Below are 15678 nucleotides of genomic sequence, written 5' to 3' on the forward strand. Positions count from 1 at the left end.
TTACGCGCCTATCACGACGCGCGCGTAGTGGTCGATCAGCAGCGCGGCGAACAGCAGCGACAGATAGACGATCGAATAACGGAAGGTTTTGCGCGCGAGCTCGTCCGAATACTCCCGGTAGATCTTCCACGCATAAGCGAGAAACACGGCGCCGAGCAGCACCGCCGACGCGAGATACACGGCGCCGCTCATGCCGGAGATGAACGGCATCAGCGTGACCGCGAACAGGATGATCGTGTAGAGAAGGATATGCAGGCGCGTGTACTTTTCGCCGTGCGTGTTCGGCAGCATCGGCAGGCCGGCGTTTTCGTAGTCCTTGCGGCGATACAGCGCGAGCGCCCAGAAATGCGGCGGGGTCCACACGAAGATGATCAGCACGAGGATCCACGCGTCAGCGGGCACGTGGCCCGTTACCGCGGCCCAGCCGAGCGCGGGCGGCATCGCGCCCGACGCGCCGCCGATCACGATGTTCTGCGGCGTGGCTGGCTTCAGCAGCAGCGTATAGATAACCGCATAACCGACGAACGTGGCGAGCGTGAGCCACATGGTCAGCGCATTGGCGAACGTGTACAGCGTCCACATGCCGAGGCCGCCGAGCACGGCCGAGAACAGCAGGATCTGCGGGGTGGTGATTTCGCCGCGCGCGGACGGACGCCACGACGTGCGGCGCATTTTGGCGTCGATCTGCTGCTCGACGAGGCAGTTGATCGCGAACGCGGCGCCGGCCAGCAGCCAGATGCCGACCGTGCCGCCGATCAGTACGGTCCATGGCACCATGCCCGGCGTGGACAGGAACATGCCGATGACCGCGCAGAACACCGCAAGCTGCGTAACACGCGGCTTGGTCAGTGCGAGATATTGGGAGACCCGGCTGCCGGGCGTTTGGGAGAGTGTTGTGCTGTCCATGTGAGTCACGCTGGCGCGGCTTCGCGCGCAGGGAGCGCGGCGCGGCCGGGACGGCTATAAGCGACCCGAAAGTTTAACATAACGAGCAGCAGCAGCAGGATCGCGGCCCCGCCGTTATGGGCGACCGCAATCGGTAACGGCCATTGCAGCACGATGTTCGACAAGCCGGTGACGAACTGGATCAGCACCACCAGCAGCACGCCGTTGGCGGGTCGCCGCAGTGACTCGAAGCGGCGCATCTTCAACGCGAACCACACCAGATAGGCGATCACAGCGAACGCGAACGTGCGATGCGTCCAGTGAATCGCGACCAGCGCATCCTGCGTGATCATGTCTCCGTCGCCGGTCATGCCGAGCGCGCGCCACAGGTGGAAGCCGTGCGCGAAGTCCATCGGCGGAATCCATTGGCCGTTGCAGGTCGGGAAGTCGGTGCACGCGAGCACCGCGTAGTTCGTGCTGACCCAGCCACCGAGCGCGATTTGCAGTACCAGCAGCGCGAGACCCGCGAGCGCGGCCACGCGCCAGCGCGCGGCCTCGGGCTCGTAGGCCGGCAGCGGCGTCAAGCGCGCCGCGAGCCAGCCGAGCGTGCCGAGCAGCGCCAGGCCGAGCAGCAGATGCGTGGTCACGATGATCGGCTGCAGCCTCATGGTCACGGTCCACGCGCCGAACACGCCCTGCACGACGATCAGCAGCAGCAGCGAAGTCGGCCACCACGGCGACACATGCAGCGGACGACGCTTGATACGCGCCGTCCAGGCAATGATCGTCTGCGCGATGATCAGCACGCCGATCGCCATCGCGAAGTAGCGATGGATCATTTCGATCCACGCCTTCGTCATGCTGACGGGGCCGCTCGGCATCGCCTGATAGGCCGCGGAGATCGCCGCGTGCGCGATGAACGGCGACGACGTGCCGTAGCAGCCGGGCCAATCCGGGCAGCCGAGGCCCGAATCGGTGAGGCGCGTGAAGCCGCCGAACATCACGAGATCGAGCGTCAGGAAGGTGGTGAGCCAGACCAGCTTGCGGAATTTGTTGTCGTCGGCCTTGACCCACACGTAGGACAACGGCAGCAACGCGATACACAAGCCGATCAGGCCCAGTTGCAATACGAACATCTCATTTACCCAGGTTGCGGCGTCAGCCGATGGTCGACCATTTGAGCAGCTTGGTCAGGTCGCCTTTGATCTTGCTCGGGTTCGCGTCTTTCGGAAAACGCATCATCAGATTGCCGTTCGGATCGACCAGATAGATGTGGTCGGTGATCCGCGTGCCGGTGTCGGCGGGCAGCCACGCGGCGAGCTGCGCCGGATCGGCGATCAGCATGTCGGTGTTGGGGTAGGCGGTTTGTATCACGTCCGCGACCTTGTCTGCATCGGTGCGCAGCCACACTTCCATGACGCGATCGCGTTCCGGGCCCTGAGCTGCGCGGATTTGTCGCATGAAGTAGAGCTTCGTCACGCAGGCTTGGTCGCACGCGCTGTTGTCCACCGAGATCATGAGCCAGCGGCCATGCAGCGAGGCGAGCTTCAGCGGCTTGCCGTCCGCGCCGGTGACCATGAGCGAGTCCGGGATCGGCCGTTGCGGCTCGATCAGCGCGCCGTAGTTCGTGCTGCCGCCGGTCGGCTTCACGACGAAGTACATGAAGTACGAGATCGCGATCGGCGCCGCGCAGATCACCGCGAGCAGCAGCAGCACCCAGCGGCCGCGCCGCCACGAGCCCGGGCCGTTCGGTTGGCCGGGCATCGCTTTGGCCGCGGCGGGTTTGCCGCTGGATTTGCCAGCTTCCGGCGAACGGGGAGTTTGAGTCGACACTACAGAACCTCTTTCAATGTTTGGACGGCGGCGAGCCGTGCCTTGCGTTCCTCACGCGCCCGGCGCGTGCTCTTTTTTGCCCGCGCGGCGCGCCGCATACAGACCGAAGGCGAGCGCGGCGGCGGCCATGCCCCACCACTGCAGCATGTAGCCGTAGTTGCGCTCGACGCCGGTGGTCGGTGCGGGCCAGTCGCGCACCAGGCCGTCGCCGGCATCGCCGGTCTGCTGGATCACGAACGATTGCAGCGGCAGCCCGGTCTCCGCGGCGTACGAGCCGACATCGAGATTCTGCCGGATCAGGCGATGCGCGGCCGATCCGCCCTCGCCGAGCTCGAACGCGCGCGACGCGTCGGCACGCGCAATCCCTTCGATCTCGACCTCGCCCGGCGGCGTCGTGTACGGCGCGATGGTCTCGCGATTGCTCAGGTTGCGCGGCAGCCAGCCGCGATTGACGAGCACGTAACCGCCGTCGGCGAGTTTAAAAGGCATCACGACGTAAAAGCCCGGCTGATCGTTATACGGACGATTATCGAGGTACACGACCTTGTTCGTGACGAAAGTGCCGCGCGCTTTCACGCGATGAAACTCGACGTCCTTCAGCGCGAGCGGCGCCGCGCTGACCGGCAACGCGGGCGCGTTCTCGAACTGCGTGATGCGCGCCTCGAGCGCTTCCTTCTGATGCGCGCGATCGCGCTGCCAGAAACCGAGCCGCATCGTCACGACGACGACCAGCAGGATCAGCAGCGCGGGAATCAGGCGAAACTTCATTGCTGGCGCTCCGGCATCGCGCTCAGGGCCGCCGGGAACCTGCGGCAGACGCCCGTTCGCGGTGCGATAATGAATGTCTTGCCACTGCGCTTTCCGGTTTCAGTTGGTTCCATGCACATTATCGTTCCCATCGCCTTTGCTCTCATCATCGCCAGCATGGTGTCGGCGCTGTATTTCATGATGCACGACAAAGGCAAGACCAAGCGGATGGTCTGGTCACTCGCCACGCGGGTGGGCCTGTCGATCTCGCTGTTCCTGTTCATCCTGTTCGCACACTGGATGGGCTGGATTCAGTCGACTGGGATTCCGTACGGGCGCTGACGCTCGCGGATAGGTCGCCGCCGCATCCCTTCAGCGGCAAATTTTTCTCGCCGCCAAACAAAACGCCGCCCTGAGAGGTCGAGGGCGGCGCTGCATTCAGCCTTGCATACTGCTCGTGCGCGCCGCCTGAACGGCGTTGCGCGCACGGATCTGGCCGCATTACAGCCAGTACACGACGACGTACAGCCCGAGCCACACGACGTCGACGAAGTGCCAGTACCAGGCCGCGCCTTCGAACGCGAAGTGATGTTCCGGCGTGAAGTGGCCGCGAATCAGGCGCACCAGCACAACGGAGAGCATCGTGCCGCCGAGGAACACGTGAAAGCCGTGGAAGCCGGTCAGCAGGAAGAACGTCGAACCGTAGATGCCCGAAGCCAGCGTCAGGTTCAGCTCGTTGTACGCGTGGAAGTATTCGAAGCCCTGCAGGAACAGGAAGCTCACGCCCAGCACGATTGTCGCCGCGAGCCACGCAATCGCCTTCTTGCGATGGTTGTCGCGCAGCGCGTGGTGCGACACCGTCAGCGTCGCACCCGACGACAGCAGCAGCGCCGTGTTGATGGTCGGCACCGGCCACGGCTGCATCGACTTGTAGGTGCCCACGAGTTCGGCCGGGCCGTTGTTCGGCCACACCGCCGTGAAATCCGGCCAGATCAGTTTGTAGTCGAGGCTGCCGAGTTGATGCAGCGCGATTTCGCGGGCATAGAACAGCGCGCCGAAGAATGCGCCGAAGAACATCACTTCGGAGAATATGAACCAGCTCATGCTCCAGCGGTACGACCGGTCGACGTTCTTGCCGTACATGCCGCCTTCCGACTCGGCGATCGCGTCGCCGAACCAATGCCACAGCGTAAAGAGCAGCCACAGCAGACCGATGAGCACGCCAAGCGGCGCCCAGGTATGGTCGTTGATCCAGGCCGCAAGCGATCCGAGCATGACCAGCAACCCCGTAGCGGCGCTGATCGGATGCCGCGACGGATGCGGTACGAAATAGTACGGGCTCTCGTTTTGACCGCTCATTCTTGATTCTCCACTTCAGTCCAGTTGTTCCGGAATCTCCGGCTGTATCTTCGGCGGCGCGTCGATACCGCACCGCTTCTCTCTAATTCGTGGGCTCTTCTCTGCTGTGCTGTGCCCTGCTACTGCCTCAACCGACCACGAGGTGCACGACCAGAATCAGCACCCCGATCAGAACCGCCGCGCCGATCAGCGCCGCCACGATCACATGCAGCGGGTTCAGTTGCGTCGCGTCCGCCTCGAGATCGCGGCGCTTGCGCACGCCGAAAAACGACCAGAACACCGCGCGCATCGATTGACCGAAACTGCTCTTGCGCGGACTGCCGCCGTTATCGTTCATCTCGCTTCGTTTTCCTTCGTTCGTCCGCGGCTCGCGCCGTCAAATCTGCTTCAGGCCGGCTTCGCGGGAGTGGCTGCCGCGCTGGTCACTGCATCGTTCACTGCATTCGCCTTCGGCGCCGCATCATCCGCGCTAGCCGCCGCCGGCGTGTTCAACTCGAAAAACGTGTACGACAGCGTGATCGTCTTCACGTCCTTCGGCAACTTCGGGTCGACGACGAACACCACCGGCATCCGCTTCGTCTCGTTCGCGTTCAACGTCTGCTGCGTGAAGCAGAAACACTCGATCTTCCTGAAGTACTCGGTCGCCTGCTTCGGCGCGTAGCTCGGAATGGCCTGCGCACGGATCGTGCGCGACTGCTCGTTGCTGACGTCGTACATGACCGTCGTTATTTCGCCCGGATGCACGTCGAGACTGCGCTGCTCCGGCTTGAAACCCAACAGGCCCCGCGCGTTCGCATCGAATTCGATCGAAATCGTGCGGCTCATGTCGACCTGCGTATTCTTCGCCTCGCGCGCTGAAACGTCGCGCTGCACGAGGTTGTTCACGCCGGTGATCTGGCAGATCGCGCGATACATCGGCACCAGCGCGAAACCGAAACCGAACATCATCAACGCGACGACGAACAGCTTGATCAGCATCGAACGGTTGAAAGAGCGGTCGGCCTCGGCCGGCGGTTGCGTCGACATCTGAATCCTCAACAAACCTGCATACGGACTGCGAATGCGGCGTTAGCTGAACCAGCACTGCTTCAGAATCGCGCTCGCGAAAAACACCGCGGCGATCGCGAACATCACCAACCCTATCCGCCTGTTGCCCGCGCGAATCTGCTCCGGCGTACGTCTTTCCTGTGGATTGCGCGTCATGCTCGACTTTCCGAGTACGGTTCTTGACTGGCGAGGCCGCCGCGCGAAGCGCCGGAGTCCGGTGGCGGCATGTCGCGCCGCCGGAACCCGGCACCTCGCCGGGATAGGCTTACTCGACGGTCGGCGGATGCTCGAACGTGTGGAACGGAGCCGGGCTCGGCACGGTCCACTCGAGGCCCGTTGCGCCGTCCCACGGCTTGTCGCCCGCCTCGACGAGCTCACCACCGCCACGGTAGGCCGGCAGCGCCACCGCGAACAGGAAGTACACCTGTGACAGACCAAAGCCGAACGCGCCGATCGAGATCACCTGGTTCCAGTCGGTGAACTGCGCCGGGTAGTCGGCATAACGACGCGGCATGCCAGCGAGACCGACGAAGTGCATCGGCAGGAACGCGAGGTTGAAGAAGAACATCGACGCCCAGAAGTGGATCTTGCCGCGCGTTTCGTTGTACATCCAGCCGGTCCACTTCGGCGACCAGTAGTACCAGCCGGCGAACAGCGCGAACAGCGACCCCGCCACCAGCACGTAGTGGAAGTGCGCGACCACGAAATAAGTGCCGTGATACTGGATGTCGAGCGGCGCCATGGCGAGCATCAGACCCGACAGGCCACCGAACGTGAACACGATCAGGAAGCCGACCGCGAACAGCATCGGCGTTTCGAACGACAGCGAACCGCGCCACATCGTCGCGACCCAGTTGAACACCTTCACGCCGGTCGGCACCGCGATCAGCATCGTCGCGTACATGAAGAACAGCTGCCCCGTGACCGGCATGCCGGTCACGAACATGTGGTGCGCCCAGACCATGAACGACAGGATCGCGATCGATGCCGTTGCGTACACCATCGAGCTATAGCCGAACAGCGGCTTGCGCGAGAACGCCGGGATCACCTGCGAGACGATCCCGAACGCCGGCAAGATCATGATGTACACCTCGGGGTGCCCGAAGAACCAGAAGATGTGCTGGTACATGACCGGGTCGCCGCCGCCTGCCGCATTGAAGAACGACGTGCCGAAGTGACGGTCGAACAGCACCATCGTGATCGCGCCCGCCAGAACTGGCATCACGGCGATCAGCAGGTACGCGGTGATCAGCCAGGTCCAGACGAACATCGGCATCTTCATCAGCGTGAGGCCCGGCGCGCGCATGTTCAGGATCGTCACGACGATGTTGATACCGCCCATGATCGACGACGCACCCATCAGGTGGAGCGCGAAAATCGCGAAGTCCATGCCTGGACCCATCTGCGTGGAGAGCGGCGTGTACAGCGTCCAGCCCGCGGCGGTCGCGCCGCCCGGTGCGAAGAACGAGCCGACCAGCAGCACAGCGGCGACCGGCAGCAGCCAGAAGCTGAAGTTGTTCATCCGCGCGAAAGCCATGTCCGATGCGCCGATTTGCAGCGGCACCATCCAGTTCGCGAAGCCGACGAACGCCGGCATGATCGCGCCGAACACCATGATCAGCCCGTGCATGGTGGTCAACTGGTTGAAGAACTCGGGACGCATGATCTGCAGACCCGGCTCGAACAGCTCGGCACGGATCATCAGCGCCATCACGCCCCCGGACAGGAACATGGTGAACGAGAAGATCAGATACAGCGTACCGATGTCCTTGTGGTTGGTTGCGAACAGCCAACGACGCCAGCCATGCGGCGTTTCGTGGGCATGGTCGCCGTGCACGTGCTCGTGGCCCGCGACTACATCGTGTCCGATGCTAGACATGACAATCTCCTAAAGCGAATTCTGCGGTGCTGACCATGAACACGTCAGGCTGCCGGGCTGATCTGAACGCGCCGGGCTTCCTTCGCGTCGGTGCCGCCGGTGATCGTTTCCGGCTTCTTCAAAAGAATATGATCGTCGGCAATGCCGGCGGCTTTCAGCGCGTCGCGAACGGCTTCGGCACGACTCTTCGCGAGCTTCGCGTTGACGTCGGCGGAGCCGGTTGCGTCGGTGAAGCCCGACAGCGTGAATTTCGCGTCCGGATGCGCCTTCGCGTAGGCCGCGGCCGCGTCGACCGCCGCTTTCGCGTCGGCCGGCAGCGTGCTCTTGCCGGTCTCGAAGTAGATGCTCGCCGGCAGCGCGGCCTCTGCGCTGTTCGAAGCAGCCGCGCCAGCCTCGTTGCCCGATGCGGCCGGTGCGGACGCCGCTTCTGCGCCCGACGCTGCTTGCGCGCCCGATGCCGCAACGGCGCCGCTCGCGGCAGCACCGGCGTTGGCCAGATGATCGCCGCCTTCCGGCAGCTTGCCGTTGCGCGCGTCGGCGACCTGCTTCGGCTGCAGGATGTCGCCCGTGTGGTTGCCCCACGAGTTACGTTCGTACGTGATCACCGCGGCGATTTCGACGTCGTCCAGCGTCGGCGCCCACGAAGGCATCGCGTTCTTGCCCTTCAACACGAGACTCACGTGCTGCCCGATCGGACCGTTGGCGATCTTGCTGCCGTCGAGCGCCGGGAATGCGCCCGCGCCCTTGCCGGTCGGCTGGTGGCAGACCGCGCAGTTCGACGCGTAGACCTTGCCGCCGCGTTCCATCAGCTCGGCCATCGTGTAGGTCTTGTTCGGATCGTCCTGGCCGGCGGCCATTTTCTTCTTCTCCTCATCGACCCACTTCGCGTAGTCGTCGGCAGACAGCACCTCGACGACGACCGGCATGAACGCGTGTTCCTTGCCGCACAGTTCGGTACAGAAGCCGCGGAACGTACCGGTGCGGTTGGCCTTGAACCACGTGTCGCGCACGAAGCCGGGAATCGCGTCCTGCTTGACGCCGAAGGCCGGCACGTACCAGGAGTGGACCACGTCGTTCGCGGTGGTGATGATGCGGATTTTCTTGTCGACCGGCACCACGAGCGGGTTGTCGACTTCCTGCAGATACAGCGTGGAGATCGGCTCACGGCCCTCGGTTTGCGCGCGCGGCGTGGCGAGCGTGGACAGGAAGCCGATGCCCTCGCCCGGACCCTTCACGTAGTCGTAGCCCCACTTCCACTGGTAGCCGGTGACCTTGATCGTGAGGTCGGCGTTCGAGGTGTCCTTCATCGCGACGACGGCCTTGGTGGCGGGCAGCGCCATCAGCACGACGATGACGAACGGCACGATTGTCCAGATGATTTCGACGGTGGTGCTTTCGTGGAAATTGGCTGCGTTGTGGCCTTTCGATTTGCGGTGCGCGAAGATCGAATAGAACATCACGCCGAACACACCGATGAAGATCACGGTGCACAGTCCCAGCATGAACATGTGGAGGCTGAACAGCTCCTCAGCGATTCTCGTTGCAGGCGGCTGGAGATTGATCGCGTTGACGGCAGGGCCGCCCGGAGCATCGCCCACTGCCAGGGCGGCACCGGCGAAAAGCAGTCCGCTCGTCGCCAGCACGCTCATGAGCGCTCGCTTGATTGTTTTCATAGCTTCCTTACCCAAATTTTCCATTCAAACCCCTCGACCCCGCTGGCAGCGTGTCGCGCCCCCTTGAACGCCGCGCGTCCGGCACCATCTAACAACGTGCCAGCCACATACGTAGTTCGCCTGCGAACTGCGCGCGCCGATTCTGCGCGAGGTGTTGCCCGATCATGATCGTCTGCCCGCGCGAGACCAGCTTGATCTGATCGCGCGGCGTTGCGCCCGGCTCTATCCGCACCCAGCGCGGATTGAATTCGAATTGCGTAATCTGCTCGGCGCTGACCTGCTCGATCACGAGCCGGTTCGGAAACAACCGGATGCGCTCGTAATCGACAGCATGACGCGCATATATTGCAAACGCGATACCTACGGCCAGCAATTCGATTCCGGTGAACGGCAACACCAGCCAGGCGCCGACCAGAACCAGCATGAATGCAATTGCCAACGAAAACAACGCAAGCGACACGTACAGACAGACGAACTGCCGCGGCGATATCGAACAGTTGCGCTTCATGGTCCAGTCCCTGAGGACCGGTTCTGAATCCGCCAGCAGATGATCTGATGCGCCCATCGCTGCCTCCTGCGAATCGTCGAGTCCGGCCTGCCTTCTTTTACTTCCGGATGCATCTCGCGGCCGCCGTTCGAGTCACTGTTTCCAGCATCACTCGCGAGCGCGCCAACCCCTACCGCATCACTTCATTTTGCAGCCCCGCGCCTCGGGCTTGCCACCCCAAATGTGGGAACCTCGGGTGACAAACTGACGCATTATAGGCGTGATCCATAGCATCGACAAGCAAGCCCCAATCGGCCCACAAGCCAGGCGCGACAAGCCTTCGCGCCATTTTGCCCAGCATTTTGCGGCTCTTTTGAAGGGCAAATCCCAGGCATAACGGATGTCCTCTTTACCGCTTTTGCAACACGTCAACCGCACCGTCGGCAAGCAGTTGATGACAGCACCGCAATCTGCTATCCACGCTTGCCCGGACCTCGTCCGATGTCCTCGAGCCGCACGATGCCATGTCCTTCCGCCGTGGTGCGCGGCACGGCTTTCCATGCGTGGCCGTAGATCACCTCGAAGGTCAGCGCGATCGTGCCGTCGGCGCGCCGGCGCGCTTCGAGCGCGGCGAGCAGGGCTTTGTGCAACCGACGCGTGAGCACGCCGTCATGCGCATCGCGCTCGAACGGGTACGCGCCCCAGCGACGCACGTCCGCGAGCAGCGACTCGGGCGACTTATAGGTGATCGTCAGCGTCTCCTGGTCCATCACCGGAATCTCGAAGCCGGCCTCGACGAGCATGTCGCCGAGGTCGTGCATGTCGACGAAGTCGATCACATGCTTGCGAGACCCGACGCCGTGCGCGGCCTCGATCTCGGCGTAGGCACCGCGCAACTCCTTCAGCGTATCGGGGCCGAGCGTGCTGAACATTAGCAGGCCGTTGACCTTCAGCACGCGCTGCCATTCGGGAAAGACCAGATCGGGCCGCGAGTGCCAGTGCAGCGCGAGGTTGGACCAGATGAATTCGAATGCGCCGGACGTGAACGGCAGCGCGGAGAAATCGGTTTGCGCGAAGCGCGGGCCACGCGCGCCGAGCGCCTTGCCGAGCGAGGCGGGAAGAAAGCGCCGCCAACTGGTGTCGCCGGCATCGTGACGCAGCGCGCGGCGGAGCATGCCGTGCGACAGATCAGCGCCGAACACCGGCGCCTCGGGAAAGCGTTCGCGCAATGCGGGGAGGTCTTCGCCCGCGCCGCAACCGGCGTCGAGCACGCTCGAGGGCGCCACCTTGATGTAATCGAGACGCTCGCGCATGCGCTGCGCAATCTCTCGCGGCAGGAACGCAACCTCGTCGAAGGTGGCAGCGCGACGGTCGAAAATACGCCTGAGGCGCCGTGAATCGTAGGCCGGACGGCCAGATTGAGCGGATGTTGGGGACATGTGTGTCGTGCTGGCGTGAGCTCGAAGTATACTCGGTCGTTCCCCTCCATTCAGCGAGAACGGCTTTCACCGGCGCTCACTCGTGCGATTCCAGTCATTTTCTTCGTCGTGTCGAAATCAGGTGGCGCGTTTTGCGCGCGGTCTGCATTCGGCATGGCCGCGGGCCTTGAACGCTGCGCTGCCGAACCTGTGCGCGTTGTGCGGCAATTTGTCGCATAAGACGTTGTGCGACGGTTGCGACGCGGCCTACTGGAACGAGAGCCGGCTGCGCTGCACCGTTTGCGCGGTGCCGTTGCCGGCGTCACGCTGGGTCGCTCAGGCGCGGTATCGCTGCGCGGATTGCGTGGCCGAGCCGCCGCCGTTCGACGCGAGCTTCGCGCTCGCCGACTATCGCGCGCCGCTCGATACGCTCGCGGTCGGCCTGAAGTTCCGCGCCCGGCTGATGCTCGCGCGAGACTTCGCGCAACGCCTCGCGCGGCTCGCTGAAGCCAATTGGCACGACGCGGCCGAGCGGCCCGACGTGATCGCGCCAGTGCCGCTCGCCGGTCGCCGTCTGGTCGAGCGCGGCTACAACCAGGCCTGGCAGATCGCGCGGCCGCTCGCCCGGGCGCTCGGCGTGCGCGGCGACCCCACGCTGCTCGAACGAACGCTCGACACCGTGCCGCAATCGCGCCTCGATCTCGATGCGCGCCGGCAGAACGTCGGCCGAGCGTTTCGCGTCGCGCGCCCAGTGCGCGGCCTGCACGTCGGCATCGTCGACGATGTGATGACGAGCGGCGCGACGCTCGAAGCGCTCGCGCATACGCTGAAGGCCGCCGGCGCGCGGCGGGTTACGAACTTCGTCGCGCTGCGCACTCCGAAAAACTAGCTTTTACGTGGTCTTCTTATGTTCAACGTCGTTCTCGTAGAACCCGAAATTCCGCCCAACACCGGCAACGTGATTCGCCTGTGCGCGAACACCGGCGCCCGGCTGCACCTGATCGAGCCGCTCGGCTTCCCTCTCGACGACACCAAGATGCGGCGCGCCGGCCTCGACTATCACGAGTACGCGGAAATGAACGTGCATGCCGATTGGGACGCGTTCATCGCGAAAGAAACGCCCGACGCGTCGCGCATGTTCGCATTTACGACGCGCGGCTCGGGGCGCTTTCACGACCACGCGTTTCAACCGGGCGACTGGTTCGTGTTCGGCGCCGAAACGCGCGGCCTGCCCGGCACGGTGCTCGAGCGCTTTGCGAACGAACAGCGCGTGCGTCTGCCGATGCGTCCCGGCAATCGCAGTCTGAATCTGTCGAATACGGTGGCGATCGTGGTGTTCGAAGCGTGGCGTCAGGCCGGCTTCGAAGGCGGCGCCTGACGGCGTTCGAGCTCGGCCTCGTAGCGTGCGAACATCGCGTCGTCGAAGCACGCGAACGTCACGTGCTTCATGTGTGGTGTGCGCGGCAACGTGTCGAGTACGGTCGCGACCGCGATGCTGACCGCATCGTCGGCGGGGAAACGGTAGATACCGCAGCTGATCGCTGGAAACGCGATGCTCGTGCACTGAGTTTCGCGCGCGACTTCGAGTGAGCGCTGATAGCACGATGCGAGCAGGTCGGCTTCGCCATGCGCGCCGCCACGCCACACTGGACCGACCGCGTGAATAACATGCTTCGCGGGCAGACGATAGCCGGCGGTGATTTTGGCGTCGCCGGTCGCGCAGCCGCCGAGCGTTTCGCATTCGCGCAGCAACTCCTTGCCGGCCGCGCGATGAATCGCGCCATCCACACCGCCGCCACCGAGCAGCGAAGTATTCGCGGCATTGACGATCGCATCGACGGCGAGCGTCGTGATATCGACCACGCGCGCTTCGAGCGTGCACGTGCCAAGCCTGAGATTGAAGGTGGGCATAGGAACCTCGCTGACCCGAGTCTCGCTCACGAAGTGGACAACTAGGCGAGGCAGCCGTTCATTCCGCTAAACGGCTGATAGAAAAGGCTTTATTCCGCCTTCGAATCGCGCCGCAGCAGCGCGCTAACCGCATCGCGCGGCGCCACGCCGTCGAACAGCACCGCGCAGACCGCCTGCGTGATCGGCATTTCGATTGCATGAGCACGTGCGATCGAGAGTACCGCCTGCGCGCAGCGCACGCCTTCGGCCACGTGACCGAGACCGCCGAGGATGTCGTCGAGCGTGCGGCCCGTGGCGAGTTGCAGGCCCACGGTGCGGTTGCGCGACAGATCGCCGGTAGCAGTCAGAATCAGATCACCGAGGCCGGTCAACCCGGTAAAGGTTTCCGCGCGCCCACCGAGCGTCACGCCAAGGCGCGACATTTCGGCGAGGCCGCGGGTGATCAGCGCCGCGCGTGCATTGAGGCCGAGGCCGAGGCCATCGGCGATGCCCGTGGCGATGGCGAGCACGTTTTTCACCGCGCCGCCCACTTCGACGCCGACGACGTCGTCGCCGGTATAGATGCGCATCGCGCCGTGATGGAACGCCGCGACCGTGCGTTCGCGGCACGCCGCCGACGGGCTCGCGATCGTCAACGCAACCGGCAGCCCCTGCCCGACTTCGCGCGCGAAGCTCGGTCCGGACAACACGCCGTTGCTCGCATGCTCGGGCAATTCCGCCGCGACCGCCTGATGCGGCAACAACTGCGAATCCGCTTCGAACCCCTTGCACAGCCACACGATATGCGCGGGCACCTTGCCCGCATCGCGCATCGCGCGCAACAGGCCGCGCAGGCCAGCCACGGGCGTCGCGACCACGCACAGCGCATCGTCGTCGAGCGCGTGATCGAGCGCCACTCCGAGATCCGCTTCAAAGCGAAGCGCGGGCGGCAACGCGACGCCCGCCAGATAGCGGGCGTTTTCATGCGAAGTGGAAAGCTCGGCGATGAGCGCGGACTCGCGCGCCCACAATACCGTGTCGTGCCTTAAGGCCAGATGGCCGGCGAGGGCGGTGCCCCAGGCGCCAGCGCCGAGAACGGCGACTTTCATAGCCGGCACTGCGCGCGGCGCCTTAATGCGTGACGCCTTTTTGCGCCGCGCCGTCCTGCTGGGCCGCGCTCATCTGGGCGAGACGCTGCTCGTACAGCGCCTGGAAGTTGATCTCGGCGAGGTGGATCGGCGGGAAGCCGGCGCGGGTGATCGCATCGGCGATGTTCGAGCGCAGGTACGGGAACAGGATGGTCGGGCAGGCAATGCCGACGAGCGGATCGATCTGCTCGGCAGGAATGTTGCGAATGTCAAAAATGCCGGCCTGTTTCGCTTCGATCAGGAACGCGACCTTGTCCGACACCTTGGCCGTGACCGTGCCCGTCACGAGAATTTCGAACACGGATTCGGCGAGGCGCTCGGCCTTCACGTCGACTTCGACTTCGACCGACGGCATTTCCTGCTCGAGGAAGATACCCGGCGAATTCGGCTGCTCGAGCGACATGTCCTTCAGATAGATGCGCTGGATGTTGAAGAACGGCTGGTTATTCTCGTCGGACATGATGGTGATTCCTGATAGGTGTGCGTGGCGGCGGCCGATGCACGCATGGGCCGCCAGATTATTGCGCCGGCTCGCCGGCTCCACGAGGAGCGCGTGCGCCGGCTTATCGAGTGGTCCGCCCGTTCGCGCGGCGCGAAACGCGCGAACTCAGGCTGCTTCGAGCAGCGGCGTCAGACCGCCCGCGCGATCGAGCGCGGAAAGGTCATCATAGCCGCCCACATGCGTCTCGCCGATGAACACCTGCGGCACCGTGCGACGACCGGTCCGGGTCATCATCTCCTCACGACGGCCCGGGTCCTTGTCGATCAGTACTTTCTCAACGAGCTCGACGCCGCGCGACTTTAAAAGACGTTCGGCCATCTGGCAATACGGGCACACCTGGGTGCTGTACATGATCACTTTGTTCACTTGGCTGCTCCTTGTTTCACAACCGGCATACCGGCTTTCTGCCAGGCGTCGACGCCGCCCTCGAGAACATGGACTTCCGCGTATCCCGCTTCCTGCACGATACGCGCGGCCTTGTTCGACTGCTGGCCGGTCTGGCACACCAGCAGCACCGGGTTGCTCTTGTTCTTCGCGAGTTGCGTGACTTTCGCCTGCAACTCTGCGAATTCGAAATGCCGTGCCAAGGGCAGGTGCCCCTTGGCGTAATCGGCGGACGGCCGCAGATCGATGACCGCCGCGTTGCGCCGGTTGATCAGTTGGGTGGCTTCAGCGGCCGACAGGCCGCCACGTCCACGCCGACTAATGGTCGGCCACAGCAGCAACCCACCAGAGATAAGGACGATTGCGATCAGGACAAGGTTTGTGTATTCGGTGAAAAACTTCACGGAAGATCCGCCGGAAAGAGAG

General features: G+C 64.0%; 20 protein-coding genes. 3 read left to right on the plus strand and 17 right to left on the minus strand.

The features are described from left to right. From cyoE to HDG34_RS23600, 4 genes are read right to left on the minus strand one after another with little or no spacing between them, the layout of a single operon-like run. On the minus strand, positions 1 to 906 hold the full coding sequence (gene cyoE / locus HDG34_RS23585) for a heme o synthase (RefSeq protein WP_184062528.1): 906 nt from the start codon (positions 904 to 906) through the stop codon (positions 1 to 3). Positions 907 to 911: 5 nt separating this feature from the next. Then, entirely contained in the window at positions 912 to 2021 is a 1110-nt protein-coding gene (locus HDG34_RS23590) for a heme A synthase (protein WP_184062530.1), read from the minus strand. Positions 2022 to 2043: 22 nt separating this feature from the next. Then, positions 2044 to 2718 (minus strand): cytochrome C oxidase subunit I, encoded by a 675-nt coding sequence (locus tag HDG34_RS23595; RefSeq protein WP_184062532.1) that lies wholly within the window; start codon positions 2716 to 2718, stop codon positions 2044 to 2046. 51 nt (positions 2719 to 2769) lie between these two features. Continuing rightward, a complete protein-coding gene (locus tag HDG34_RS23600; RefSeq protein ID WP_184062534.1) occupies positions 2770 to 3486 on the minus strand; it encodes an SURF1 family protein in 717 nt (238 codons plus the stop codon). 111 nt (positions 3487 to 3597) lie between these two features. Between HDG34_RS23600 and HDG34_RS23605 the strand changes: the two genes are divergently transcribed. Next, the gene (locus HDG34_RS23605; protein WP_008921867.1) at positions 3598 to 3807 is read left to right on the plus strand and encodes a twin transmembrane helix small protein; all 210 of its coding nucleotides are present in this window, start codon (positions 3598 to 3600) and stop codon (positions 3805 to 3807) included. 159 nt (positions 3808 to 3966) lie between these two features. Here the strand turns inward: HDG34_RS23605 and HDG34_RS23610 are convergent, their stop codons facing one another. From HDG34_RS23610 to HDG34_RS23640, 8 genes are all read right to left on the minus strand, one after another. Next, positions 3967 to 4824 (minus strand): cytochrome c oxidase subunit 3, encoded by an 858-nt coding sequence (locus tag HDG34_RS23610; protein ID WP_184054018.1) that lies wholly within the window; start codon positions 4822 to 4824, stop codon positions 3967 to 3969. A gap of 127 nt (positions 4825 to 4951) precedes the next feature. Next, positions 4952 to 5161, minus strand: a complete 210-nt coding sequence (locus tag HDG34_RS23615) for a DUF2970 domain-containing protein (RefSeq protein WP_184062536.1) — start codon at positions 5159 to 5161, stop codon at positions 4952 to 4954. Positions 5162 to 5211: 50 nt separating this feature from the next. Beyond that, positions 5212 to 5850 carry a cytochrome c oxidase assembly protein gene (locus tag HDG34_RS23620; protein ID WP_184062538.1) on the minus strand — a complete coding sequence of 213 codons (639 nt, stop codon included), beginning with the start codon at positions 5848 to 5850 and terminating at the stop codon, positions 5212 to 5214. A 42-nt stretch (positions 5851 to 5892) separates the two neighbouring features. Further along, the gene (locus tag HDG34_RS38660) at positions 5893 to 6027 is read right to left on the minus strand and encodes a cytochrome oxidase small assembly protein (protein WP_018419308.1); all 135 of its coding nucleotides are present in this window, start codon (positions 6025 to 6027) and stop codon (positions 5893 to 5895) included. 109 nt (positions 6028 to 6136) lie between these two features. Then, positions 6137 to 7750 carry a cytochrome c oxidase subunit I gene (gene ctaD / locus HDG34_RS23625; RefSeq protein ID WP_184062540.1) on the minus strand — a complete coding sequence of 538 codons (1614 nt, stop codon included), beginning with the start codon at positions 7748 to 7750 and terminating at the stop codon, positions 6137 to 6139. Between the two features lie 44 nt (positions 7751 to 7794). After that, positions 7795 to 9447 (minus strand): cytochrome c oxidase subunit II, encoded by a 1653-nt coding sequence (coxB, locus tag HDG34_RS23630; protein ID WP_184062542.1) that lies wholly within the window; start codon positions 9445 to 9447, stop codon positions 7795 to 7797. A gap of 64 nt (positions 9448 to 9511) precedes the next feature. After that, on the minus strand, positions 9512 to 9988 hold the full coding sequence (locus HDG34_RS23635; RefSeq protein ID WP_184026596.1) for a DUF2244 domain-containing protein: 477 nt from the start codon (positions 9986 to 9988) through the stop codon (positions 9512 to 9514). 395 nt (positions 9989 to 10383) lie between these two features. Next, a complete protein-coding gene (locus HDG34_RS23640) occupies positions 10384 to 11349 on the minus strand; it encodes a methyltransferase domain-containing protein (RefSeq protein WP_184062544.1) in 966 nt (321 codons plus the stop codon). 121 nt (positions 11350 to 11470) lie between these two features. On the opposite strand from HDG34_RS23640, the gene HDG34_RS23645 reads away from it, so the two are divergent. Together HDG34_RS23645 and trmL are read left to right on the plus strand one after the other, a co-directional pair. Continuing rightward, positions 11471 to 12217 carry a phosphoribosyltransferase family protein gene (locus HDG34_RS23645; protein WP_409259524.1) on the plus strand — a complete coding sequence of 249 codons (747 nt, stop codon included), beginning with the start codon at positions 11471 to 11473 and terminating at the stop codon, positions 12215 to 12217. An 18-nt stretch (positions 12218 to 12235) separates the two neighbouring features. After that, on the plus strand, positions 12236 to 12706 hold the full coding sequence (gene trmL / locus HDG34_RS23650) for a tRNA (uridine(34)/cytosine(34)/5-carboxymethylaminomethyluridine(34)-2'-O)-methyltransferase TrmL (RefSeq protein ID WP_090802877.1): 471 nt from the start codon (positions 12236 to 12238) through the stop codon (positions 12704 to 12706). Here the strand turns inward: trmL and HDG34_RS23655 are convergent. The 5 genes from HDG34_RS23655 to HDG34_RS23675 form a co-directional block, all read right to left on the minus strand. Then, the gene (locus HDG34_RS23655) at positions 12679 to 13239 is read right to left on the minus strand and encodes an O-acetyl-ADP-ribose deacetylase (protein WP_184062548.1); all 561 of its coding nucleotides are present in this window, start codon (positions 13237 to 13239) and stop codon (positions 12679 to 12681) included. The genes trmL and HDG34_RS23655 overlap by 28 nt on opposite strands. Before the next feature lie 89 nt (positions 13240 to 13328). After that, positions 13329 to 14327 carry an NAD(P)H-dependent glycerol-3-phosphate dehydrogenase gene (locus HDG34_RS23660; RefSeq protein WP_184062550.1) on the minus strand — a complete coding sequence of 333 codons (999 nt, stop codon included), beginning with the start codon at positions 14325 to 14327 and terminating at the stop codon, positions 13329 to 13331. Between the two features lie 22 nt (positions 14328 to 14349). Beyond that, positions 14350 to 14826, minus strand: coding sequence for a protein-export chaperone SecB (gene secB, locus HDG34_RS23665; protein ID WP_018419299.1), 477 nt, complete (start codon positions 14824 to 14826; stop codon positions 14350 to 14352). Positions 14827 to 14973: 147 nt separating this feature from the next. Then, positions 14974 to 15234 carry a glutaredoxin 3 gene (grxC, locus tag HDG34_RS23670; RefSeq protein WP_184062552.1) on the minus strand — a complete coding sequence of 87 codons (261 nt, stop codon included), beginning with the start codon at positions 15232 to 15234 and terminating at the stop codon, positions 14974 to 14976. After that, entirely contained in the window at positions 15231 to 15656 is a 426-nt protein-coding gene (locus HDG34_RS23675) for a rhodanese-like domain-containing protein (protein WP_090802869.1), read from the minus strand. The genes grxC and HDG34_RS23675 overlap by 4 nt, the downstream gene beginning before the upstream one ends. Between the last annotated feature and the right edge of the window lie 22 nt (positions 15657 to 15678).

Source organism: Paraburkholderia sp. HC6.4b, from assembly GCF_014200875.1.
Taxonomy (GTDB): Bacteria; Pseudomonadota; Gammaproteobacteria; order Burkholderiales; family Burkholderiaceae; genus Paraburkholderia; species Paraburkholderia tuberum.

Excerpts from the sequence above, each read along its gene's own strand:
- HDG34_RS23605 (WP_008921867.1), top strand. The coding sequence starts at position 3,598 with ATGCACATTATCGTTCCCATCGCCTTTGCTCTCATCATCGCCAGCATG.
- HDG34_RS23635 (WP_184026596.1), bottom strand. The coding sequence starts at position 9,988 with ATGGGCGCATCAGATCATCTGCTGGCGGATTCAGAACCGGTCCTCAGG.
- HDG34_RS23610 (WP_184054018.1), bottom strand. The coding sequence starts at position 4,824 with ATGAGCGGTCAAAACGAGAGCCCGTACTATTTCGTACCGCATCCGTCG.
- trmL (WP_090802877.1), top strand. The coding sequence starts at position 12,236 with ATGTTCAACGTCGTTCTCGTAGAACCCGAAATTCCGCCCAACACCGGC.
- HDG34_RS38660 (WP_018419308.1), bottom strand. The coding sequence starts at position 6,027 with ATGACGCGCAATCCACAGGAAAGACGTACGCCGGAGCAGATTCGCGCG.
- HDG34_RS23640 (WP_184062544.1), bottom strand. The coding sequence starts at position 11,349 with ATGTCCCCAACATCCGCTCAATCTGGCCGTCCGGCCTACGATTCACGG.
- ctaD (WP_184062540.1), bottom strand. The coding sequence starts at position 7,750 with ATGTCTAGCATCGGACACGATGTAGTCGCGGGCCACGAGCACGTGCAC.
- HDG34_RS23615 (WP_184062536.1), bottom strand. The coding sequence starts at position 5,161 with ATGAACGATAACGGCGGCAGTCCGCGCAAGAGCAGTTTCGGTCAATCG.
- HDG34_RS23655 (WP_184062548.1), bottom strand. The coding sequence starts at position 13,239 with ATGCCCACCTTCAATCTCAGGCTTGGCACGTGCACGCTCGAAGCGCGC.
- HDG34_RS23660 (WP_184062550.1), bottom strand. The coding sequence starts at position 14,327 with ATGAAAGTCGCCGTTCTCGGCGCTGGCGCCTGGGGCACCGCCCTCGCC.
- HDG34_RS23620 (WP_184062538.1), bottom strand. The coding sequence starts at position 5,850 with ATGTCGACGCAACCGCCGGCCGAGGCCGACCGCTCTTTCAACCGTTCG.
- cyoE (WP_184062528.1), bottom strand. The coding sequence starts at position 906 with ATGGACAGCACAACACTCTCCCAAACGCCCGGCAGCCGGGTCTCCCAA.
- HDG34_RS23590 (WP_184062530.1), bottom strand. The coding sequence starts at position 2,021 with ATGTTCGTATTGCAACTGGGCCTGATCGGCTTGTGTATCGCGTTGCTG.
- secB (WP_018419299.1), bottom strand. The coding sequence starts at position 14,826 with ATGTCCGACGAGAATAACCAGCCGTTCTTCAACATCCAGCGCATCTAT.
- HDG34_RS23600 (WP_184062534.1), bottom strand. The coding sequence starts at position 3,486 with ATGAAGTTTCGCCTGATTCCCGCGCTGCTGATCCTGCTGGTCGTCGTC.
- coxB (WP_184062542.1), bottom strand. The coding sequence starts at position 9,447 with ATGGAAAATTTGGGTAAGGAAGCTATGAAAACAATCAAGCGAGCGCTC.